The organism is Caballeronia sp. GAWG1-5s-s (assembly GCF_023631445.1).
In the GTDB taxonomy this organism is placed as follows: domain Bacteria; phylum Pseudomonadota; class Gammaproteobacteria; order Burkholderiales; family Burkholderiaceae; genus Caballeronia.
On the sequence record NZ_JALQDC010000028.1, the window covers coordinates 204,260 to 224,575 of the forward strand.

Sequence of the window (20,316 nt, forward strand, 5' to 3'; positions counted from 1 at the left end):
GAGCCGATGGCGGCGTGCTCGCGCCGCCATCGCATGCTCAAGCGTTCATTGACCCGGCGCGTAAAGATCCAGCAGGCGCAAGGTCACGCCATTGGTCCATCCGAAGCCGTCCTGAAGCGGATATTCGCCGCCTCCGCCACCGCCTGTCCCCGCCCCTTCCACGACATATTTCTCGACGAGCTTCTGCTGTGTCGCATAGACATGGTTCACGTCGGAAAGAAAGCGCGTGCCGATTTGCTGCGCGAGATCGCTGCGGCCATAGCGTCGCAAGCTCTCGACCGCTATCCAGTGCAGCGGCGCCCAGCCGTTCGGGGCATCCCACTGTTGAGTCGTATTGAAGGTCGTGGTCGTCAGGCCGCCCGGCTTCAGCAATAACGTTTCGACCGTGCGCGCCGTGGCGTGCGCGCGCTCGGGCCACGCCGCTCCGGCGAACAACGGGTAAAGCATCGCCGCCGACGGGTTGTTGCGCGGCTGGCAGAGCTGCCAGTCGTAGTCGCCGTAATAGCCGTTGTTATTCCACAGATACCGGTTGATACCGATGGCACGCTTCGCTGCCTTGCCGACGAACTCCGCGACACAACCGAAGTCGCGCGCCTCGCCGCAACCGCGCGCGATGGTCGTTTCCAGATGGAACATCAGGCTGTTCAGATCCACCGGAATGATGGACGTCGTGCGGATGGTGGCAAGCGTCTGATTGTCGCCGAACCATCGCGAACTGAAATCCCAGCCGCTTTCCGCTGCCGCGCGCAGATCGCGATACACCTCGTTCGCGGGACGGTTCGTCACGAGCCGGGCAGTCTGAACGTCTTCCAGATACGACTCGTCGCGCGGCGTGTCGCGTTCGTCCCAATAGCGATTGAGCACCGTACGATCGGGCAGCATCACGACATTGCGCACGGCCTCGCCTGGTTGCAGCGAATGCGCGCCCTTCATCCAGTAGTGATATTCGCGGCGCAGTTGCGGCAAATACTTCTGGTACACGCGTCCGCCTTCCTTATGCGCGGCAAGCTCCACCATGTACGAGAAGAACGGCGGCTGCGAACGGCTCACATAGTACGTGCGATTGCCGTTCGGGATATGGCCGATGGTATCGATCAGATACGCGAAGTTGTCGAGCATGTTATCGACGAGATCTTCGCGGCCTGCTTCCTGAAGGCCCAGCATCGTGAAATAGGTGTCCCAGTAGTAGCCTTCGCGAAAGCGTCCGCCCGGCACGACGTACGGCTTCGGCATCGGAATCAGCGTGCTGTATGGCGGCACGGTCGCGGAGTTGCGCGTGAGTTGCGGCCAGAGCCAATCGATATGCTCGCGCAAGGTCTGGTTAGGCGGCGGCGTGATGACCTGATCGGTCGGCGGCGTGAAATACTGCGCGACGAATGCGGAAAGACTGAAGCCGGGAACCATACGCTGTTGCGCGTAGAGCTGATTGATCTGCGCCGGGTCGATCTTGGGCGTCGCATCGACGAACGTCTTCTGGTCCGGATAAATCTTCTGCGTTTGCACTGCGATAAAGAGTTCGCCATAGAGTTCGCTAGGCGGTGGCGGCACGACATAGCTGCTCTGGGCATCGGCATAAGCGACGCTCGCCGCGCCGAGCAAGGCCCATGCGCCGAACAGGCGGCGCGCGTTCAACGAATGGTGCTGCGACGCGTCAAGCGTCGTGCGATATCGCGACAGTACGATCATGCTCACTCCTTCGAAGGGTGATGAACCGGACTGGTCTCGCTCGTGCCGCTTGTTTTAATCAGAAGCTGCAGCAGGGCGAAGCATCGCATGCACGGCACTGTCGTGGCAACCGGCGGCGCGGTCGAAGTAAAAGCGCGTCTAGCGCACGCCGAATTTCCACACGGTCACTTCGTGATACTCGTCGCCGGGCCTGAGTTCGGTGGACGGGAACGACGGATGGTTGGGCGAATCGGGAAAGTGTTCGGCCTCGAGCGCGAACGCGTCCGTCTGACGATACGCATTGCCCGATACCCCTACAGCGCTGCCGTCCAGCCCGTTGGCGGTGTAAAACTGCAAGCCCGGCTGCGTCGTATAGAGATCGAGCACGCGCCCGCTCACCGGGTCATACGCGCGCGCAGCGAACGAGGGCTCGCCTTCATGCGGGCTGCTCTTGTTCAGCTTGAAGTTGTTGTCATAGCCGCGTGCGTAGCGCAGTTGCGGGAAAGCCGAACGCAGACGCGCGCCGATCGGCGTCAACGCGCGCAGATCGAGCGGCGTGCCTTCCACGGACGCCACTTCGCCCGTTGGAATCGAATCCGCGCGCGTCGGCGTATAGCTCGCGGCCGCGATCATGATGAGTTGATTCTCGACGCTGCCGCTGTCCTCGCCCGCCAGATTGAAATAGCTATGGTTCGTGAGATTCACGACCGTCGGCTTATCTGTTTTGGCGCGATAGTCGATACGCACTTCGTTGTCGTCGGTGAGCGTGTAGGTCACGTCGACCGTGAGCGTGCCGGGAAAACCGTTCTCATTGTCCGGGCTCACGTAACGCAGTTGCACGCCCGCGCCGCTTGCGTTCTGGAACGTGCGCACGACCGTCCAGACCTTCTCATCGAAGCTATGCGGACCGCTGTGCAGGGTGTTCGGTGGATCGTTGATCGGCAACTGATACGTGTGTCCGTCGAGCGTGAAGCGCCCTTGCGCGATGCGGTTTGCATAGCGGCCGATCAGACTGCCGAAGTGGATGTCGCCGTTGTATCGCTCATAGTCGGCGAGCGATGCGAAGCCGAGCACGATGTCCGCGCGCCGCCCGCGTCGGTCCGGAACGTCGATTCGCGTCACGATGCCGCCATAGGTGATGCAGCTCATCGACACGCCGCGCGCATTCGACAGCGTGTACTGAACGACAGGCTGGCCTTGCTGCGTCGCGCCATACGGCGAAGATGTGATGGTCGCCGCGTTCGATATAAACGGCACCGCAGCGGCGCAGAGCGCGGCAACGCTTTGGGAAATCTTCTTCATTGGAATGGATGTCGGGATGGGAGGCAAATGTCCGACGAAGCATCGGCCATACCCGCATGAGTCAATAAACGATAGCGGGCACGTTCGATGCAACCCGTCGGGGATGCACTCACCATTTGAAGACCGAGGAAAACGCACCATGACACAAGAGACCGAACGTTCGACTCCGCCGAAGCAAACGCCCAACGACGCCACCGCCGCGGACCGCCGCCTGAGCGACGAGCAGAAGCGGAACCTGACGAACGAGCCGGCGCCGCCGACAGGCGCGGGCAAGCCGTTGCCCGAACCGAACGACGTCGGCGAGGATGGCTAAGTAATTCGCAGCGCGCAGATGCAGCGCAGCGCTCTGCGCCTGCCTCAGCACATTGGCATTCGTACAATGTTGAAGGCAACGCCACCACCGACCCTGCGCTGCGTCCGGCGATAAGACACGTCGCCGTTCAACCGAAGCAAGGACGCTCATGCACGATCCTGCTCACTTCCTGCCGTCGTTCGTGTGGCGCGCGGCGCGCGACGGGACCATCCAGTATGCGAATCCGTGGGCGTCCCGCTATCTCGGCTTATCGTCCGATGATTTGGCCGGACGGCACTGGAAAGCCTTCATTCATCCGGATGACGAACGCACGGTTCTCGACGCACTCAGGCAAATGCGCGACGGCGTGCTGCTTCGCAATGTCGATGTGCGTCTTCTGCGCTCGGACGGCGCGTTTCGCTGGCATACGCTTCACTTGCAGGCACGCCGCAACGAGGACGGCAAGATCGGGGATACGGTAGGCGTCGCGATCGACATTCACGAGTGCCGTCACGCCTGGGAACTGTACGAGGCAAGCGAGCGGCGTCTGCAAGCGGCCTTCGCGGGCGCGCGCATGGGCGCATGGGAATGGGACATGAAGGAGCGCGTCGTGCGCATGACGGCGCAGCTCGCCGACCTCTATGCGTTTCCGCCCGGCACCGATTCGGTGATGCTCTCGGAGATATGGGACCGCGTGGCCCCGGATTATCGCGAGCCGTTTCAACGCAAGCTCGCCGATGCTTTGCGTTATGGCGGCCCGTTCGAATTCGACTTCATGCTGGACTGCCACCGCAATGGCGACCCTGCCTCGCGACGCTGGCTGCGCATGCGCGGCAATCCGGAGTTCGACGCGCAAGGCGTGTTGACGCGCGTGCACGGCGTGAGCTTCGACATCAGTCAGCAACGCGCCGACATGGAGCGTCTGAGCCTCAGCGAGCGCCGTTATCGCGCGCTCGTGGAATCGACCGGGGCGCTCGTATGGTCCGCCGATGCGAACGGCGAGATCCGGCCTTCGGGCGGCGAATGGGAGATGTTCACCGGCGAGCGGCGCGACCGGCTGTCGCGTTGGGGCTGGCTCGATTTCATTCATCCGGACGACCGCGAGCGCACGCATCGCGCATGGCTGGAAGCGTTGCACGAGGGCGGCCCGCGCACGCTCACCTTCCGCATGTATCGCCGCGATGGCGCGTATCGCATGGTGCAGGCACACGCCGCCCCGCTGTACGACGAGCACGGCAAGCTGCAGGAATGGTTCGGCACGACAACGGATGTCACGGCGCAATACGAAGCGCAAGCGGCGATCGAAGCGCGCAGCCTGCGCCTCACGGTTGCGATGCAGGCGGCGAAGATTCACATCGTCTCGCTGGAACTGGCGAACTGGACCATGCTGTTCGAAACGAGCGTCGAGCATCGGCCGGATCAGGCAGAGACGCTCACCTACGAAGCGGCGCTCGCACGCATTCATCCCGACGATGCCCCCGCTCTCGACCGCTATGTCCGACGCCTCGCATCCGGCGACGATCCTCACGAGCAATTCGAGTTTCGCGTGCAGAACCTGCACGGCGAACAGTGGATGCAAGGCAGCGCGCTGCTTCAGCGCAGCAAGGACGGCAAGCCGCTGCGAATCATAGGCAGCCTGATCGACATCACCGACCGCAAGCAGATGGAGCTGGTCCTGCGTGAATCGGGCCGCCGCAAGGACGAATTTCTGGCCATGCTCGCGCATGAGTTGCGCAATCCGCTCGCGCCGCTGCGCACCGCCATCGCCCTGTTGCAAAAGGACGAGGACTTGTCGTCGCAGACGAACGACCTCGTCGAACTCATGAACAGGCAAGTCGAGCACATGACGCGCATCGTCGATGATCTGCTCGAAGTGTCGCGCATCACGCAGGGCCGCATCGCGTTGCAGCGCGAGCCGGTGCTGGTCGGGACCGCCGTTTATCATGCGGTCGAAGCGATCGCGAACATGGTCGAATCGCGCGGGCAGCACATACAGGTCGATGTCCCCGATGCAACCACGTGGGTATGCGGCGACGTCACGCGGCTCTCGCAAATACTCGTCAATGTGCTCAACAACGCGAGCAAGTACACGCCGGAAGGCGGCGATATCTCGGTGAGGGTGGACGCCGATCAGGACTGGGTATCCATCGTGATCGCCGATACGGGCACCGGAATTTCGGGCGACCTGTTGCCGAAGGTATTCGAGCTTTTCTCGCAAGGCGAACGCACACTGGACCGCTCCAATGGCGGCCTCGGCATCGGGCTGTCGCTCGTCAAGAAGCTCGTGGAAATGCATGACGGGACCATCACGGTTCAAAGCCCCGGGCCGGGGCTCGGCACCACCGTCAACGTGCGCTTGCCGCGTCTGCATCATCATGAGCGTCACTCGGCGCTCGCGCTGTCCGAAAGCAGCGCGCTGGAAACGCATGCCGCGCTGCGCATTCTTGTCGTAGACGATAACCGCGATGCCGCCGATTCTCTCGCGATGCTATGCGAATCCGAAGGACACGTTGCGCGCGTGGCGTATTCATCGGGAGAGGCGCTGTCCGCCACGCCGTTTCAGGCGGACGTGGCGTTGCTCGACATCGGCCTGCCCGATATCGACGGCTACGAACTCGCGCGACGCCTGCGGCGCAAAGGCGAGAGCGCGCCGCTTCTGATCGCCATCACAGGCTATGGACAGACCGACGACCGCTTGCGCGCGCAATCGGCGGGCTTCGACTATCACTTCGTGAAGCCGGTCAATGTGGAAAGCCTCCTCAAGCTGCTGTCGTCGCTCACCGTGACTCGCCGCCCGGAACGCTGATTGCTTGCTAGCACGGCATCGCAACCAGAAGGAGGCACGCATGGCCGAGCAACACAAACCCGGTGACAAAGTACAGACCTCGGGAATCTATCGCGTCGTGAAGGAAGGCGACGGCGGCTCCGCATTCGAGGTGACGTGCGTGGAAGGCGAGCACTTCCCGCCGACGAGAAGCGGCAAGGGCGCGCATTATGAACTCGTGCACGCCGCGACGCACTCGCACAAGCACGGCGAGCTCGGCAGCGCGGACAAGTGACGCTTTAGACGCTATGAAAACGGCGCGCGAGCGTCGTTTCTCACTCTTGCGAGGACAACGCGATGAACCCTGAACCCTCCGATCCGGTCGAGCGCGCGGACAAGCGCCGCGAGGCCATCGGCGAAGGCGAAGTCAAGGAAAAGCCGGACGGCACGATCGAACAGCGCGGACATGGCAGCATGGACCCGACGCTCGTTCCGAAAGGCAAGGACCATCCCGAACAGGGGCCTTATACGCCGGAAAACGATCATATCGACCCCGATGTCGATCCCGCTGCGAGCAGCGATCATCCGCGCAGCAAGCCGGATTCAGAAGCGTAAGCAGCGGCGCGGGCGCATGCAGCATAATGTGCGCTCGCCCATTTGCCCGACCGCATCATGCAGATTCTCGTCGATGCCGACGCTTGTCCCGCTGTCGTGAAAGACATGCTGTTTCGCGCGGGGCCGCGCGCAGCGATCAATGTGACGCTGGTGGCCAACCAGTTCCTTCGCACCCCGCCCTCGCCCTATATCAAGGCTGTTCAGGTGCCTTCGGGTTTCGATGTCGCCGACGCGCGCATCGTCGAGATGGCCGAAGCCGGCGATCTCGTGATTACCGCCGATATACCGCTTGCAGCAGCGGTGCTCGCCAAAGGCGCGCATGCCCTCGACCCGCGCGGCGAATGGTTCAGTCCGGACAATATCGAAGAACGCCTGACCATGCGCTCGATGATGGACCAATTGCGCAGCACCGGCGTCGCGACAGGCGGACCCTCACCTTATAGCCCGCGCGACGGCAAACATTTCGCCGCTCAACTGGACAAATTTCTCGCGCGTCAGCGCGCCGTCAAACCGACGCCGTGACATTCAAGCGCGCGGGCCTTCGTCTGTGCGGTCGGTCGTGCGGCGCTTGTCGGTTCCGTTATTGTTGAAATGATCGGGATACTCGGTGCCGACGAGCGCATCGTAACGGTCCGGCTGCGTCTTCACGATGGCCTGCAGCATCTTGATGAACGCGTTGCCGTCCGGAAGGTTGTCGACGATCACGCGCGCCGTCCTGAGCGAGATGGATTCAGTCAGCGGCGGCGCTGTTCCGTCGTCGAGCTTGAAACGAAACCGGTGAATCTCAGCCGACGAAGCTTGCGGCGGCACTTCGTGCGAGACGATCGTTGCTTTCATATTCTTGGTCTATCTTTCCTTAGCGTGAGAGGTCCAGCAAGAAGCAAACCACGTTGCGACGGCACGTGATCTGCTGAGTTGCCATTCAAGTCAATCAGCACGGAGGACACATGACGAGCGAGAGTTTTTCTTTCAAAGGCTACGACGTTACGGTGACCATTCAGCAGAACGATACGGGCGACTGGGTGCCGCAGATCGCAGCCCTGCGCGATGGCGCGCCTGCCGACTTGCCGGATGTCGAACCGACCGGCTCCAGCTGGGCGACGCGCGAGGAAGCCTTGCGCGCGGGCGTCGAGCGGGCTCATCGTCTGATCGAACGTTATGGCCTCGGCCACGACGATCAACATACCGATGGCGGCATGAAGCGCGAGTACTAGGCTGGAACGCGGTATGCGTGATCGTCAGTCCCTAACCACGTTGCAAAGGAGTGAAGCAATGCCATCGTCCAAGCTCGGAAATTCGAACCCGACCAATCCGCGTAACGACCAAGGGAAGGCGCAAGGCCAACAGCAGCAGAATCAGCAGAAGCAGCCGATGCATCAGGGCGGCCAACGCCAGCCGTGATCGCGTCGAGTGGTGCAAAAGGTCCGCTCGCGCTGGCGTCGTAAAGCAGCGCGAGCGGATCGCATCTAATGCGTTCGCAGGAGACATGACTCATGAAAGCGCGGGCATTGATCGCGGCAATGGCTCTCTCTGTGTCGGGCACCGTGCTGGCTGCCGGGAGCGGCAGCGGAAGCCCGGGCGCCGGACCTTCGGTGAACACGTCGGCCGCAGGCCGCAGCGGCGCTGACCAGGGCCCCGCGTCGGCCATGCGCCCGCCCACGCCGGGTGGCGGCACCGGCGGCGCAGGCGACGGCATGCGTTCGCCCGGACAAGGTTCCGCAGGCGGAATGCAGCCGATCCTGAAGAGCGGCAGCGGCAGCACGACGAACCAGCCCGGCGCGCCATCCACGACGAACGGCGGCGCTCAAGGTCAATAGACCGCCCTTACGTCTGCTGCGGCATACTTCTTCGACGAGCCCGCTCGAGGCTCCAACGGAGACGTCATGCCAACTATGCCCATCAGCCGTTTTCCCGTTCCCAACCCTGACGCGTGGCCCGACGACATTCGCGAGCGCATACGCGAAGTGCAGGACAAGGCGGGCTTCGTTCCCAATGTTTTTCTTGCGCTCGCGCACCGGCCCGACGAGTTCCGCGCGTTCTTTGCCTACCACGACGCGTTGATGCTCAAAGAAGGCGGCCTCACGAAAGGCGAGCGCGAAATGATCGTGGTGGCCACGAGCGGCGTCAACGAATGCCTCTACTGCGTCGTCGCGCACGGCGCAATTTTGCGCATCTATGAAAAGAACGCGCTGCTGGCTGACCAGATCGCGGTGAATCATCGCAAGGCCGACATCACGCCGCGTCAGAAGGCGATGCTCGACTTCGCGCTGAAGGTCTGCCGCGAAGCCGGCGCCGTGGACGATGCCGATTTCGCCGCGCTTCATGCACACGGCTTCAGCGACGAAGACGTGTGGGACATCGCGGCCATTACTGCGTTCTTCGGCTTGTCGAACCGCATGGCGAATGTCACGTCGATGCGGCCCAACGACGAGTTCTACCTCATGGGGCGCGTGCCGAAGGGATAACCCGAGCCGGCGATACCTGAAAATTTCTCAGCATTAGTTGAACCGAACCGCGTTGATCGCTGCGTCGAACGCGACGAAACTGCCTCCACACCGAACAAACCATGGAGACAGCAATGTTGCTCGACAATCGTGTAGTGATCGTGACTGGCGCGGCTTCGGCGCGTGGCATCGGCAAGGCGACGGCAAAGGCGCTCGCCGCGCAAGGCGCGCGCGTCGTCATTCTGGACCTGCGCGAAGCGGACGCGCAAAGCGCCGCGCGCGATATCGGCGAGGAACACCTGGGCCTCGCATGCGACGTCACGGACAAGGACGCATGCGTCGCCGCCGCCAACGCCACCATCGAAAAGTACGGCCGCATCGACGCGCTCATCAATAACGCCGGCATCACGCAACCCATCAAGACGCTCGAAATCAGCGCGGCGAATTTCGACGCCGTGATCGACGTCAATCTGCGCGGCACGCTCTACATGTCGCAAGCGGTCATCGGGCAGATGAAGAAGCAGCAGAGCGGCAGCATCGTGTGCATGTCGTCGGTATCGGCGCAGCGCGGCGGCGGCATCTTCGGCGGCCCGCATTACAGCGCAGCGAAGGCCGGCGTTCTCGGCCTCGCGCGTGCCATGGCGCGCGAGTTCGGCGCCGATCGCATCCGCGTGAATTCCATCACGCCGGGCCTCATTCAGACGGACATCACCGGCGACAAGCTCACGCCCGAGATGCGCGCGGACATCATCAAAGGCATTCCGCTCGGCCGTCTGGGCGATGCAGCCGACATCGCGAATGCGTGCCTCTTCCTCGCCAGCGATCTGTCGAGCTATCTCACGGGCGTCACGCTGGACGTCAACGGAGGCATGCTGATTCATTGATGTCGCGTGCGCCCGCCTCACGCGCAGGCGCATTCAGCGCACCCGGACTAACCGGGGCGTAACGAGTCATGGCAGGAGACAAACATGAAACCTCGCTTTACCGCGCCGCCGCTCGCGGCAGATATCTCGTCGTCGGCCGACACCGCCACCTTCGAAGCAAAGACGTATGCGAAGGTCGGACGCCGCCTCATTCCCTTTCTGATGCTGTGCTATCTCGGCGCTTATCTGGATCGCGTCAACGTCGGCTTTGCGAAGCTGCAAATGCTTAATGATTTGCGCTTTTCCGAAACCATCTATGGCATCGGCGCAGGCATTTTCTTTCTCGGCTATTTCCTTTTCGAAGTGCCGAGCAACGTGATACTGCACAAGGTGGGCGCGCGCAACTGGCTCGCTCGCATCATGCTGACGTGGGCCGTCATCTCCGCGAGCTTCGTGTTCGTGAAGTCGCCGACCATGTTCTATATCCTGCGCTTCCTGCTCGGCGTGGCCGAGGCAGGCTTTGCACCGGGCGTCATTCTTTATCTGACTTACTGGTTCCCCGCCGCGCGCCGCGCCAAAGCTCTGTCGTTGTTCTTCATGGCGATCCCGCTCGCGGGCATCATCGGCGGGCCGCTCTCCGGCTACATCATGCATGCGCTGCAAGGCGCTCACGGACTCGCGGGATGGAAGTGGCTCTTCATCCTCGAAGCGTTGCCGTCGCTCGTGCTCGGCGTCGTGATTCTGTTCTATCTCGACAATGGCATTGCCAGCGCGAAGTGGCTCACCGATGCCGAAAAGACGCTCCTCGCTCGCAATGTCGAGAAGGACAACGCGCAGAAGCTCGAGCACGTGTCGATCCGCTCGTTCATCGGCGACCGGCGTCTGTGGCTCATGGCCGCGATCTATTTCTGCGTCGTGCTCGGTCAGTACGGCCTCACGTTCTGGCTGCCGACTATCGTGCGTCGGGCCGGCGTGGCGGACCCGCTGTGGGTCGGCATCTTCACCGCGATTCCGTATCTGTGCGCCATCATCGCGCTGCCGCTGATCGGGGCGAGCGCCGACAAGCATCGCGAACGCCGTCTGCATCTCGCGATCCCCATGCTTGTTTCCGCCGCCGGGTTTGCGACCTTGCCGATGCTTGGCAGCGTTGGCGCGTCGATCGTCTGCGTGAGCGTCGCCGCTGCGGGCATTCTCGCTTCGTCGTCGCAGTTCTGGTCGCTGCCCACTGCCGTGCTCGGCGGAATGTCGGCGGCGGCCGGCATCGCGGCGGTCAACTGCTTCGCCAATCTCGCGGGCTTCTTCTCGCCCGCCATCGTCGGCTGGCTCAACGATCTCACGGGCAAGTCCACGGCGGGCCTGATCTTTATCTCGGCTGCGGTGGTCGTGGGTGCGGCGCTGGTTTTCCTCGTGCCCGCGAAGACGGTCAATCGCTAAGCATTACTACCTATCATCTCAAGGAGACGAACATGAGCAGTCCCGTTATCGAGGAGGTGACGCTCGCCGAGCGCGCCTATCGCATCCGCCGCAACGCCCTTTTGATGGGCGAAGTGCAGGGCCAGGGCTACATCGGTCAGGCATTGGATGTCGCCGATGTATTGGCCGTGAGTTACTTCGGCGCGATGAACTACCGCCCCGAAGATCCCGAATGGGAAGAGCGCGACCGCTTCCTGCTTTCGAACGGCCACTACGCGATTGCGCTGTATGCGGCGCTCTTCGAAGCCGGCATTCTGCCGCAAGAAGAACTCGAAACTTATGGCAGCGACGACAGCCGTCTGCCGATGTCCGGCATGGCGAGCTATACGCCGGGCATGGAAATGTCGGGCGGCTCGCTCGGCCAGGGTCTCACCATTGCCGTGGGCCGCTGTCTCGGACTCAAGCGCAAGAACTCGAAGTCTTTCGTCTATACGCTCTTCTCCGATGGCGAGCTCGACGAAGGCGCGATCTGGGAAGGCTTGATGTCCGCCGCGCACTGGAAGCTCGACAACCTGATCGCGATGATCGACGTGAACAATCAGCAAGCCGATGGTCCGTCGACGCAGATCATGGCCTTCGAGCCGCTCGTGCCGAAGCTCGAAGCGTTCGGCTTGTACGTGCAGCGCGTGAACGGCAATGATATCGACGCCGTAAAGGAAGCCTTCGACAACGCGCGCAATCTGAAGGAAGCGAAGCCGCGCATCATCGTATGCGATACGAAGATGGGCTGCGGCGTGCCGTTCCTCGAACAGCGCGAGAAGAATCACTTCATCCGAGTCGATGCGCACGAGTGGCAACTCGCGCTGGAAGCACTCGAATCGAGCCGGTAAGCAAGGAGAACAGCATGAGCACTATCGAAAAGAAGCCGCGTTTGAAGACATCCGCGATGATCGCCTCGATCGCGAGCGAGGGACAAGTCACGCGTTCCGCGCCGTTCGGTCATGCGCTCGCCGAACTGGCGCGCACGAAGTCGAACGTGATCGGCATGACGGCCGATCTCGGCAAGTACACCGACCTGCATATCTTCGGCAAGGAATTTCCGGAGCGCTACTACCAGATGGGCATGGCCGAACAGTTGTTGATGGGCGCGGCCGCCGGCTTCGCACATGAAGGCGCGCAGCCGTTCGTCACGACGTATGCCGTGTTTGCGACTCGCCGCGCGTATGACTTCATTCACCAGACGATCGCCGAAGACAACCTCGACGTGAAGATCGTCGCCGCGCTGCCGGGTCTCACGACGGGCTACGGCCCGAGCCATCAGGCAGCCGAAGACCTCGCGTTGATGCGCGCCATGCCGAACATGACCGTGATCGACCCGTGCGACGCGCTCGACATCGAGCAGATGGTGCCGGCCATCGCGGCGCACAAAGGGCCGGTCTATGCGCGCCTCTTGCGCGGCAACGTGCCCGCCGTGCTCGACGAATACGGCTATCGCTTCGAACTCGGCAAAGCGAAGATGCTGCGCGACGGTTCCGACGTACTCGTCATTTCATCCGGACTGCTGACGATGCGCGCGCTCGAAACCGCGAAGGCGCTGGAAGCGGATAACGTCGACGTGGCCGTGCTTCATGTGCCGACGATCAAGCCGCTCGACACCGACACGATCATTCGTGAAGCGCGGCGCTCGGGCCGGCTTGTCGTGGTCGCGGAAAATCACACGGTGATCGGCGGTCTGGGCGAAGCGGTGGCGTGCGCACTGCTGAGCGCCGGCGTGACGCCTGCATTCAGACAGATCGCGCTGCCCGATGCGTTCCTCGATGCGGGCGCCTTGCCTACCCTTCACGACCGCTACGGCATCTCCACGAACGTGATGGCGAGCACCATCAAGGGCTGGCTCGACTAGGGCGCGCTGCGGCCGCGCGCGGGCTTTCTCGCGCGCGGCGCTTCCTTTCCGGCAGGCGCGTTCGCGCCTGTCATCTCTTCCATCCACGAAAGCGTGTCGACGTACGCGAGGAAATGCTGCAAGTATTCCGGCGAAGCCTCGCGCATCAAAGCAAGCGAACGATGCACGAGGCTGCTCGAATTGAGCGGACCCGCGTTCTTCGGCACCTTCTGCTGCGACTCCCGCAACTGCCGCTCGGCGCTGACTTTCGACCAGACGCCCCGCAAATACTCCAGCAGTTCTTCGTGCGAAGGATGCGTGGCCGCGTGACGCGCCATGTCGTCGAGCAGCACGGCAAGGGGTCCTTTCGGCGCATGCGCTGCAACGGCTTGTCGGGCGGCTGCTTGCGCGACCGTATCCGCGTAGTCGTTCAGGAGCGGTGACAGGCGCGCGTCGATGATGCGTCTCGCCTCGCCTTCATGCGTCATGGCGCGCCGCGCCAGCGCCTCGATGAAGCGATAACGCACGGGATTGACGCGATGCTCGCCGCGCGCGCGCCATGCGTCGAGCATCGCGCGGGCATTCACGCCGTCATCCACGAGGCTTCACCAGCGAGTTCGTCGGACGCGGCACAGCGGATATCTCGACGCGGCGATTCTTCGCGCGGCCTTCGTCGTCGGCATTCGAACTGACGGGCTGCTCGGAACCGAAGGCCGCCGCGAATACCGATGACGGCGCGACGCCTGCATCGATCAAGGCGCGCGTCACGGTCAACGCGCGCTTGGCCGACAGCTCCCAGTTATCCGCGAACCGGCGATTGCCTTCGCGAACCTGCTGGTCATCGGCGAAACCACTCACCATCAGAACCTGATCGTGCGTGCCGAGATACGCGGACAGCGGCCCGGCGAGGCTCTTGAGCACATCACGTCCCTGCGGTTGCAGTTGATCCGAGTTGAGCGCGAACAACACGTTGCCGCTGATCCCGATGCGCCCGTTCACGAGCGTGACGCGCCCGGAAGCGAGCGGTCCGGCGAGCGCCTGTTCCAGCGTCTTGCGCCGCTGGGCTTCCTGTTGCCGTTCTTTCACGGCCTGTTCGAGCTTGGTCGAAAGCTGCAACTGCACGCCGATGACCGCGACGAGTATCAGCACAAACGCGCCGAGAAGCACCGACATCAAGTCCGCGAAAGCCGCCCAGATGGGCGCGGCGCTTTCGATGCCGCCGTCGAGTTCTTCGTTCATGCGCGCGCTCCGTCCAACTCACGCTGTCCGGCAATGCGTTGCAAGTCTTCGACGATCTGCTTCTGCGACATCACGCTCAGGTCGATGACTTCGCGCGCCTGCGCGACGTAATACGCAAGCTGCTCGTCGCTGCGCGAGAGCGTCTTGTCGAGCGCCGTTTCTACGCGCTGCAAATGCGTGACGAGCGTCTCGTTCGCCGCGCCGAAGGACTCGACGGCCGCGCCCAACGCTTCGCCGAGGCTCGCCACTTCGACAGCGCTGCCGGTGACTTGCGCGGCCACCGCGCTGATCTTCGCGCCTTCGCTTTCGATCTTGTCGCTGAATTGCGTGCCTGCGCGCGAGAGCAGATCCGCCGACGTGGAGATGAGCGCATCGACGGCCGTGCGTTGCTCGGTGGACGCGAGATTCACCGCATCGAGCAGCGTTTGCAGCGTGGCGAGCAGGCGGCTGCGCTCCTCCAGCATGGCGGTGTCGCGCACCATCGAATCGGAGAGCATCTGCCGCATTTCCGCGACGACTTCGGCCGCGGCCTTGGGCGCTTGCGATGCAGCCTGCATGAGCTTTTCGATTTCCGCGATGAGACCGTTCGCATGCGAGCGCGACGCGTCCGACATCTCGCTCGCCGTGCGCGCGAGCGTGTCGCAGATCTCCTGCTGACGGCGCTCGACGAACGTGCTCGTCTGCTGCCATTCGTCGCGCAAGGTCGCGGATACCGCGCCGAGGGCTTCGGTCCACGCGTTCAGGCGAGCATCGTTGTTCGATGCGAGCGCTGCGGCGAGCTTCGCATGGGCTTCATCGACTGACTTCAGTAGCGATGCGGAATGCACTTCGAAGCGTTCGGTTGCCTCGTTCAATGCGCCTCGATGCTGCGCGGCGAGTTGTTCGCCCGCCTGCTGTTGCGCGGCGAGCGCGCTGCGCCAGGCGTCCGACATGCCAGCCGATGTGCTGTCGAGGCGCGAGGAAATTCCTTGGAGCAAGTCGCTCGCGCGTGCCTCGAAACGGCTCGCGAAGCCATCGAGCGAAACGCCTGTCTGCGTGGCGAGCGCCGCGCTCGTCTGCTCGTGCTTCACGACCGACTCCTTCAATGCGGCGGCAATCTTCTCGACGCAAGCATGCAATTCGGTCGTCACGCCATTGATGTGCGTCGCCATGCCGGCGGCCAGATTCTGCGAGCGCTCGTCCACTGCTCGCGCGAAACGATCCAGCGAAGCACCCGTCTGCGCGACGAGCGCCGCGCTCGCCTCTTCGTGTTTGAGAAGCGTTGCGTCGAGTCCGTCCGCTGTCTGCTTCATGCGCGACGACACGTCCGCGACCAGCGTCGAAGATCGTTGTTCGAAGCCTTGCGCGAAGCGTTCCAGCGACGCATTCATCTTGTCGACGAGCGCCTCGTTGGACGCCTGATGCCCCTGCAGCGAGCGATCCCAGATACCGGCGATCTTCTGCGCGGACGTCTCGAAGCCGTTCGACAAGCCATCGAGTTGTCGCCCGACAGCTTCTTCGATACTGCCGTGCAACGCCTTCGTTTCGCGTGCGATGCCGTCCATCGTCGCCTGCATCACGGGCTGCAATGCGGCGCTCGCCGCGCGCGCGCTGTCGGCCACGCTTTGCTTCAACGACAGTTCCACCGAGGTCGCAAGACGCCGGTACGCCGTCTCCGTATTCGCATGAAACGCGGCCTGATTCGCCAACTGCCGCTCGTTCGCGGCGACGCTCTGCTGTTCGATGGCGCTCATCATCGCGTGAAGACGATCGACGAGCTTCGGCATGATCTCGGTCTGACGTTGAAGCAATCGGAACGTCTCTTCGCGCTGATGCGTCTGCGTGAAGGGCCGCAGCGTCGTCGCGGTCTTCATGTCGAGCAGTTGCGTGACGTGCAGGCGTTCGCGACGGCATAGCGTGGAAAGCAGCCCGAGCATCGCGGAGGTCGCGACGCCGGCTATCGACGTGCCGAACGCGAAGCCGAGGCCCGTCACCGGCGCGGCGAGCGATGCGCGGATAGCCGCGAGATCGGTCGAGCTTTCGAGCGCGGCGCCTGTGCCACGCAGCGTCGCGACCATGCCGAGCAGCGTGCCCAACATGCCGAGCAAGACGAGCAAGCCCGCGAGATACGGCGCGAGCGCGGGACCGGGCAACACAGTGCGTTCGCCTTCGACGCGCGAACGCACCGCATTGCGCAGACTCGCAGGCACGTGTTCGAGCCACGATGCAAGGCTCGGCGGCGTCGCGTTCAATGCGCCGACTGCGGTGGCCAGCTCGCGCGTCGTTCGCTCATAGCGCTGCAACTCCGACGCGCCCACGAGATAGCACGCGCCGATCACGAGCGTGACGACGAGCGCGAGCGCATTCGAGCCGATATAACCAATGGCTATACCGCAGACGGCCAGGAGGCCCACGAGAAAGACAGCTACATTCAGAAGGTAACGGGGCATAGCGTTCAGTGAGCGGTTTGACATGCCGCGAGCAAACCATCGACCGGTTGGAAACGAACGTGCAGTTCGGCGCGCAGGACGCTTTGCATGTCCCGTTCGAAGACGCCGAGCCATGCGGATGCGTCGTCCGAAGACGCCTGATGCGCGCTGCGCATGCGCTGAAAATGCTTGCCGAGGAGCGCCGGCGCTTGCGCCAGCAACGCGCGTTCGCGCGCGGCGAGCGCCTGTTCCATCACGGCATCGACGACGGCAAGACGCGCCATGCGCGTCGACTTCGCCGCGAGCGTCGCGCGCACGCGAGCGCGCAGCGCGCCGATCTCGGCTTCCATCGCCTGTTGCAGCGACAGATACCGTTGTCGGTAGACGGCGTACTCCACGGCCAGATCAGGAGGCGGCGCCTGCACCGGCGCGCGTCGCCGGTGAACGCCCGGAGCGTTGCCCTTGTCCCCGACGATGGCGCTCGTTAGCGACGCACGCACGCGCGCGCAGGCTTGTTCTTCGCCGTCCGATGCGGATCGCGCGCCGGGAATGGCCGGCGGATCGCCGCTAAGTGCGGTGGACAACGCGATCGCCTCGGTCCAGCCGAGCCACTGGCTCAGACGGTCCGACAGCGAGGAACCGGGTGCGTGAACATCGAGATCGGCGAAACGCGCGAGCAGGCGCACGAGCGCCGGCCCGCTGATCGCCGTGCGCGTGGGGGCTTGCACGATAACACCGCAGGCAAAAACCCGTTAGTTTACACGGTGACGGGCGTCTGCCTAGTTTCGAGGCGTTTTTGTCATTCTTTGCGGCTTTTCGACGCCCGCAGCCCGTATCGTTCAGACCGCGCGCTTGCTGCGCCTGAACTGGTCGAACAGCACGGCGAGCAGCAGAATGCCGCCACGGATGAGGTATTGATAGAACGTCGGGACGTTGAGCAGGCTCATTGCGTCCTGCACCGCGCCCATGATGAGCACGCCGACGAGCACGCCCGAGATGGTCGCCACGCCGCCCGTCAGCGACACGCCGCCCAGCACGCACGCCGAAATCACGCCGAGTTCGAGCCCGACCGACGTCTTCGGGTCGCCGAGACTCATGCGCGAGGCGAGCATGACGCCCGCGAAGCCGGTCACGAGCCCTTGCAGCACGAACACGGTGATCTTGATGCGCGTGACCGGCAGGCCCGCGAGCACGGCCGCCTCGCTATTGCCGCCGACGGCCAGCACGTTCTTGCCGAACACCGTCTTCTTCAGCAGGAAGCCGAACACGACGAAGCCGATGATGTTGCTCCAGATCGGATACGAGATGCCGAGGAACGAACCGCCGCCGAGATCGAAGAACCGCTCTTCGGAGATCATCACGGCGTCGCCGTTGGACGTGAGAAACGCGAGACCGCGCACCGCTTCCATCATCGCGAGCGTCGCGATCAGCGAATTGATTTTGAAGCGCGCGATCAGCACGCCGTTCACGAGTCCCACCGCGCCGCCCGCGAGAATGCCCGCCGCGACGCCGAGCATGACGCTATGCGTCGCGGTGATGACGGTCGATGCCATCACACCCGCGAACGCGACGATGGATGCCACCGAGAGATCGACTTCGCCGAGCGCGAGCACGAACATCATCGTGACCGCGATGGAACCGATCAGCGTCACCGAGAGCAGCAGCCCCTGAATATTGCGGGGCGTGAGAAAGCCCGGCACCGTGACGGAGAGCACCGCGAACAGCACCAGGAACACCACGACGATGCCCGACTTGTTGATGAGGTCCCACATGCGCGCCTGCGAGGGCGCAATGGGCGCTTGAGCATCGCTCGTGGAGGAAGTGCCTGGAGTTTGCATGGCTTGGCTCTAATTCGTTTCGTCTTTCCGGGGCCGCCGCTGGGGTCAGCAGTCAGCGGGGCAATGCGAGCTTGATCAGTTCGTCCGGTGTCGCCTGCGACTTCGGCAGCGCGCCGGCAATGCGTCCTTCTTTCATCACGATGATGCGATCCGACACGCCGATCACTTCGGCCAGATCGCTCGATACGAGAATCACCGTGCGTCCCGCTTCGGCGAGCTCATACAGAAGGTTATAGATCTCCGCACGCGCGCCGACATCGATGCCGCGCGTGGGCTCGTCCATCAGGAACACGTCGATGCGTTCCGCGAGCCAGCGCGAGAGAATCACCTTCTGCTGATTACCGCCCGACAGCGTGCCGATAGCGGTTTCGCCGCTGCGCGTCTTGATTGCGAGCTTCGCGATGTATTCCTGCGCGAGCGCGCGCTCGCGGCGCGCATCCAGCAGAAAACGCGCGGGGCTGAAATGACGGCGCGCGCTGATGTTGAGGTTGTCCGCGACGGACGCGATAGCGACGATGCCTTCCTGCTTGCGGTCTTCGGGGCACAGCGCGATGCCCGCGCGCACGGCATCGCGCGGACTCGAAAACGCGACGCGCTTGCCCTTCAGTTCGACATGGCCTTCGCTCGCTTTCGTCGCGCCGTAAAGCAGTTTCATCAGTTCGGAACGCCCTGCGCCCACGAGACCGAAGAAGCCGAGAATCTCGCCGCGCCGCGCGCTGAACGACACGGGCTCTGAGAGGCCCGGCCCGAGCAGCCCCTTTGCCTCGATCATCACGTCGCCGGCTTCGCGCGAGCGATAACCATAGACGTCCGCGATCGAGCGGCCGACCATGCACGCGATCAGCCTGTCGCGCGAAAGGCCCGCGACGGATTCGAAAGTCTCGATGCGCCGGCCGTCGCGGAACACGGTCACGCGGTCGCACAGTTCATAGACTTCGTCCATGCGATGCGTGACGTAGATGATCGCGCGTCCGTCGGCGCGCAGCGCGTCGATGATGCGGAACAGTTGCTTCGTCTCGCGCGCGGAGAGCGAGCTCGTCGGCTCGTCGAACGCGATCACGCGCGCGTCGCGCATCAACGCCTTGCCGATCTCGATCATCTGCCGCTGGCCGATGGAGAGGTTCTTCACCGGCGTGCGTGGATCGATCCGTTCGCCGAGACGTTCCAGTTCGGCCATCGCGCGCTTGACGAGCGCGCGTTCGTCGAGCACGCCCGCACGGTTCGGCAATTGCCCGAGCATCAGGTTCTCGGCCACCGTCAGTTCCGGCACGAGGTGCAGTTCCTGATAGATGATCGCGATGCCCGCGGCGATCGCCTCGCGCGTCGTCGTGAAGCGGTGTTCCGCGCCATTGAGCTTCAGCGTTCCCGCTTGCGGCTTGTTGACGCCCGAAAGCACCTTGAGCAAGGTGGATTTGCCCGCGCCGTTCTCGCCCATCAAGCCGTGCACTTCGCCCGCGCGCACCGACAGCGACACGCCGTCGAGCGCGCGCACGCCCGGGAAACTCACGGTAATGCCGTCGAGTTCCAGGTATGCGCCGCGCTCGCCGTGCGCCGGGGCGAGGGTTACGTCGTCCGTCGTCGTATCCATGCG

The 20,316-nt window shown here is 63.4% G+C and carries 22 protein-coding genes; 13 read left to right on the forward strand and 9 right to left on the reverse strand.

Features of this window, described 5'->3' with window-relative positions:
• Nucleotides 1–45: 45 nt before the first annotated feature.
• Together treA and NCR34_RS20280 are read right to left on the reverse strand one after the other, a co-directional pair.
• A complete protein-coding gene (gene treA, locus NCR34_RS20275) occupies nucleotides 46–1,686 on the reverse strand; it encodes an alpha,alpha-trehalase TreA (protein WP_250501015.1) in 1,641 nt (546 codons plus the stop codon).
• 138 nt (nucleotides 1,687–1,824) lie between these two features.
• The gene (locus NCR34_RS20280; RefSeq protein WP_248324386.1) at nucleotides 1,825–2,967 is read right to left on the reverse strand and encodes an aldose epimerase family protein; all 1,143 of its coding nucleotides are present in this window, start codon (nucleotides 2,965–2,967) and stop codon (nucleotides 1,825–1,827) included.
• Between the two features lie 139 nt (nucleotides 2,968–3,106).
• On the opposite strand from NCR34_RS20280, the gene NCR34_RS20285 reads away from it, so the two are divergent.
• The 5 genes from NCR34_RS20285 (at nucleotide 3,107) to NCR34_RS20305 (ending at nucleotide 7,160) form a co-directional block, all read left to right on the forward strand.
• Nucleotides 3,107–3,280, forward strand: coding sequence for a hypothetical protein (locus tag NCR34_RS20285; protein ID WP_248324387.1), 174 nt, complete (start codon nucleotides 3,107–3,109; stop codon nucleotides 3,278–3,280).
• Nucleotides 3,281–3,428: 148 nt separating this feature from the next.
• Entirely contained in the window at nucleotides 3,429–6,065 is a 2,637-nt protein-coding gene (locus NCR34_RS20290; protein ID WP_248324388.1) for a hybrid sensor histidine kinase/response regulator, read from the forward strand.
• A gap of 40 nt (nucleotides 6,066–6,105) precedes the next feature.
• On the forward strand, nucleotides 6,106–6,318 hold the full coding sequence (locus NCR34_RS20295) for a YjzC family protein (RefSeq protein WP_248324389.1): 213 nt from the start codon (nucleotides 6,106–6,108) through the stop codon (nucleotides 6,316–6,318).
• Nucleotides 6,319–6,380: 62 nt separating this feature from the next.
• A complete protein-coding gene (locus NCR34_RS20300; RefSeq protein WP_206470568.1) occupies nucleotides 6,381–6,638 on the forward strand; it encodes a hypothetical protein in 258 nt (85 codons plus the stop codon).
• A 57-nt stretch (nucleotides 6,639–6,695) separates the two neighbouring features.
• Nucleotides 6,696–7,160 (forward strand): YaiI/YqxD family protein, encoded by a 465-nt coding sequence (locus NCR34_RS20305; RefSeq protein ID WP_248324390.1) that lies wholly within the window; start codon nucleotides 6,696–6,698, stop codon nucleotides 7,158–7,160.
• A gap of 3 nt (nucleotides 7,161–7,163) precedes the next feature.
• Here the strand turns inward: NCR34_RS20305 and NCR34_RS20310 are convergent, their stop codons facing one another.
• Nucleotides 7,164–7,475, reverse strand: coding sequence for a hypothetical protein (locus NCR34_RS20310; protein WP_206470570.1), 312 nt, complete (start codon nucleotides 7,473–7,475; stop codon nucleotides 7,164–7,166).
• Nucleotides 7,476–7,585: 110 nt separating this feature from the next.
• On the opposite strand from NCR34_RS20310, the gene NCR34_RS20315 reads away from it, so the two are divergent.
• The 8 genes from NCR34_RS20315 (at nucleotide 7,586) to NCR34_RS20345 (ending at nucleotide 13,261) form a co-directional block, all read left to right on the forward strand.
• A complete protein-coding gene (locus tag NCR34_RS20315; protein WP_248324391.1) occupies nucleotides 7,586–7,852 on the forward strand; it encodes a DUF6566 family protein in 267 nt (88 codons plus the stop codon).
• A gap of 58 nt (nucleotides 7,853–7,910) precedes the next feature.
• The gene (locus NCR34_RS28050; RefSeq protein WP_255751465.1) at nucleotides 7,911–8,039 is read left to right on the forward strand and encodes a hypothetical protein; all 129 of its coding nucleotides are present in this window, start codon (nucleotides 7,911–7,913) and stop codon (nucleotides 8,037–8,039) included.
• A gap of 92 nt (nucleotides 8,040–8,131) precedes the next feature.
• A complete protein-coding gene (locus tag NCR34_RS20320) occupies nucleotides 8,132–8,455 on the forward strand; it encodes a hypothetical protein (RefSeq protein ID WP_250501016.1) in 324 nt (107 codons plus the stop codon).
• A 66-nt stretch (nucleotides 8,456–8,521) separates the two neighbouring features.
• Nucleotides 8,522–9,103 (forward strand): peroxidase-related enzyme, encoded by a 582-nt coding sequence (locus NCR34_RS20325; RefSeq protein WP_248324393.1) that lies wholly within the window; start codon nucleotides 8,522–8,524, stop codon nucleotides 9,101–9,103.
• Between the two features lie 113 nt (nucleotides 9,104–9,216).
• Nucleotides 9,217–9,966, forward strand: a complete 750-nt coding sequence (locus NCR34_RS20330) for an SDR family NAD(P)-dependent oxidoreductase (protein WP_206470572.1) — start codon at nucleotides 9,217–9,219, stop codon at nucleotides 9,964–9,966.
• Nucleotides 9,967–10,050: 84 nt separating this feature from the next.
• Nucleotides 10,051–11,379 (forward strand): MFS transporter, encoded by a 1,329-nt coding sequence (locus NCR34_RS20335; protein WP_175946014.1) that lies wholly within the window; start codon nucleotides 10,051–10,053, stop codon nucleotides 11,377–11,379.
• A 32-nt stretch (nucleotides 11,380–11,411) separates the two neighbouring features.
• A complete protein-coding gene (locus NCR34_RS20340) occupies nucleotides 11,412–12,248 on the forward strand; it encodes a transketolase (RefSeq protein ID WP_250501017.1) in 837 nt (278 codons plus the stop codon).
• A gap of 14 nt (nucleotides 12,249–12,262) precedes the next feature.
• On the forward strand, nucleotides 12,263–13,261 hold the full coding sequence (locus tag NCR34_RS20345) for a transketolase family protein (RefSeq protein ID WP_248324395.1): 999 nt from the start codon (nucleotides 12,263–12,265) through the stop codon (nucleotides 13,259–13,261).
• Here the strand turns inward: NCR34_RS20345 and NCR34_RS20350 are convergent.
• The 6 genes from NCR34_RS20350 to araG all read right to left on the reverse strand — a co-directional run bounded on the left by NCR34_RS20350 (nucleotide 13,258) and on the right by araG (nucleotide 20,313).
• Nucleotides 13,258–13,839 carry a DUF2894 domain-containing protein gene (locus NCR34_RS20350; protein ID WP_371747501.1) on the reverse strand — a complete coding sequence of 194 codons (582 nt, stop codon included), beginning with the start codon at nucleotides 13,837–13,839 and terminating at the stop codon, nucleotides 13,258–13,260. The genes NCR34_RS20345 and NCR34_RS20350 overlap by 4 nt on opposite strands.
• Nucleotides 13,832–14,479 (reverse strand): OmpA family protein, encoded by a 648-nt coding sequence (locus tag NCR34_RS20355; protein ID WP_175946010.1) that lies wholly within the window; start codon nucleotides 14,477–14,479, stop codon nucleotides 13,832–13,834. The genes NCR34_RS20350 and NCR34_RS20355 overlap by 8 nt, the downstream gene beginning before the upstream one ends.
• Nucleotides 14,476–16,908: a DUF802 domain-containing protein gene (locus NCR34_RS20360; protein ID WP_250501018.1), complete on the reverse strand. Its 2,433-nt coding sequence runs from the start codon at nucleotides 16,906–16,908 to the stop codon at nucleotides 14,476–14,478. The genes NCR34_RS20355 and NCR34_RS20360 overlap by 4 nt, the downstream gene beginning before the upstream one ends.
• Nucleotides 16,909–16,913: 5 nt before the next feature.
• Complete coding sequence (locus NCR34_RS20365) at nucleotides 16,914–17,618, reverse strand: DUF3348 domain-containing protein (protein WP_250501037.1); 705 nt, start codon at nucleotides 17,616–17,618, stop codon at nucleotides 16,914–16,916.
• Between the two features lie 108 nt (nucleotides 17,619–17,726).
• Nucleotides 17,727–18,725, reverse strand: a complete 999-nt coding sequence (araH, locus tag NCR34_RS20370) for an L-arabinose ABC transporter permease AraH (protein ID WP_175946006.1) — start codon at nucleotides 18,723–18,725, stop codon at nucleotides 17,727–17,729.
• A 52-nt stretch (nucleotides 18,726–18,777) separates the two neighbouring features.
• Nucleotides 18,778–20,313 carry an L-arabinose ABC transporter ATP-binding protein AraG gene (araG, locus tag NCR34_RS20375; protein WP_244140265.1) on the reverse strand — a complete coding sequence of 512 codons (1,536 nt, stop codon included), beginning with the start codon at nucleotides 20,311–20,313 and terminating at the stop codon, nucleotides 18,778–18,780.
• Between the last annotated feature and the right edge of the window lie 3 nt (nucleotides 20,314–20,316).

Coding starts and splice junctions, on each gene's coding strand:
- treA (WP_250501015.1), bottom strand. CDS start 1,686: ATGATCGTACTGTCGCGATATCGCACGACGCTTGACGCGTCGCAGCAC.
- NCR34_RS20280 (WP_248324386.1), bottom strand. CDS start 2,967: ATGAAGAAGATTTCCCAAAGCGTTGCCGCGCTCTGCGCCGCTGCGGTG.
- NCR34_RS20285 (WP_248324387.1), top strand. CDS start 3,107: ATGACACAAGAGACCGAACGTTCGACTCCGCCGAAGCAAACGCCCAAC.
- NCR34_RS20290 (WP_248324388.1), top strand. CDS start 3,429: ATGCACGATCCTGCTCACTTCCTGCCGTCGTTCGTGTGGCGCGCGGCG.
- NCR34_RS20295 (WP_248324389.1), top strand. CDS start 6,106: ATGGCCGAGCAACACAAACCCGGTGACAAAGTACAGACCTCGGGAATC.
- NCR34_RS20300 (WP_206470568.1), top strand. CDS start 6,381: ATGAACCCTGAACCCTCCGATCCGGTCGAGCGCGCGGACAAGCGCCGC.
- NCR34_RS20305 (WP_248324390.1), top strand. CDS start 6,696: ATGCAGATTCTCGTCGATGCCGACGCTTGTCCCGCTGTCGTGAAAGAC.
- NCR34_RS20310 (WP_206470570.1), bottom strand. CDS start 7,475: ATGAAAGCAACGATCGTCTCGCACGAAGTGCCGCCGCAAGCTTCGTCG.
- NCR34_RS20315 (WP_248324391.1), top strand. CDS start 7,586: ATGACGAGCGAGAGTTTTTCTTTCAAAGGCTACGACGTTACGGTGACC.
- NCR34_RS28050 (WP_255751465.1), top strand. CDS start 7,911: ATGCCATCGTCCAAGCTCGGAAATTCGAACCCGACCAATCCGCGTAAC.
- NCR34_RS20320 (WP_250501016.1), top strand. CDS start 8,132: ATGAAAGCGCGGGCATTGATCGCGGCAATGGCTCTCTCTGTGTCGGGC.
- NCR34_RS20325 (WP_248324393.1), top strand. CDS start 8,522: ATGCCAACTATGCCCATCAGCCGTTTTCCCGTTCCCAACCCTGACGCG.
- NCR34_RS20330 (WP_206470572.1), top strand. CDS start 9,217: ATGTTGCTCGACAATCGTGTAGTGATCGTGACTGGCGCGGCTTCGGCG.
- NCR34_RS20335 (WP_175946014.1), top strand. CDS start 10,051: ATGAAACCTCGCTTTACCGCGCCGCCGCTCGCGGCAGATATCTCGTCG.
- NCR34_RS20340 (WP_250501017.1), top strand. CDS start 11,412: ATGAGCAGTCCCGTTATCGAGGAGGTGACGCTCGCCGAGCGCGCCTAT.
- NCR34_RS20345 (WP_248324395.1), top strand. CDS start 12,263: ATGAGCACTATCGAAAAGAAGCCGCGTTTGAAGACATCCGCGATGATC.
- NCR34_RS20355 (WP_175946010.1), bottom strand. CDS start 14,479: ATGAACGAAGAACTCGACGGCGGCATCGAAAGCGCCGCGCCCATCTGG.
- NCR34_RS20360 (WP_250501018.1), bottom strand. CDS start 16,908: ATGCCCCGTTACCTTCTGAATGTAGCTGTCTTTCTCGTGGGCCTCCTG.
- araH (WP_175946006.1), bottom strand. CDS start 18,725: ATGCAAACTCCAGGCACTTCCTCCACGAGCGATGCTCAAGCGCCCATT.
- araG (WP_244140265.1), bottom strand. CDS start 20,313: ATGGATACGACGACGGACGACGTAACCCTCGCCCCGGCGCACGGCGAG.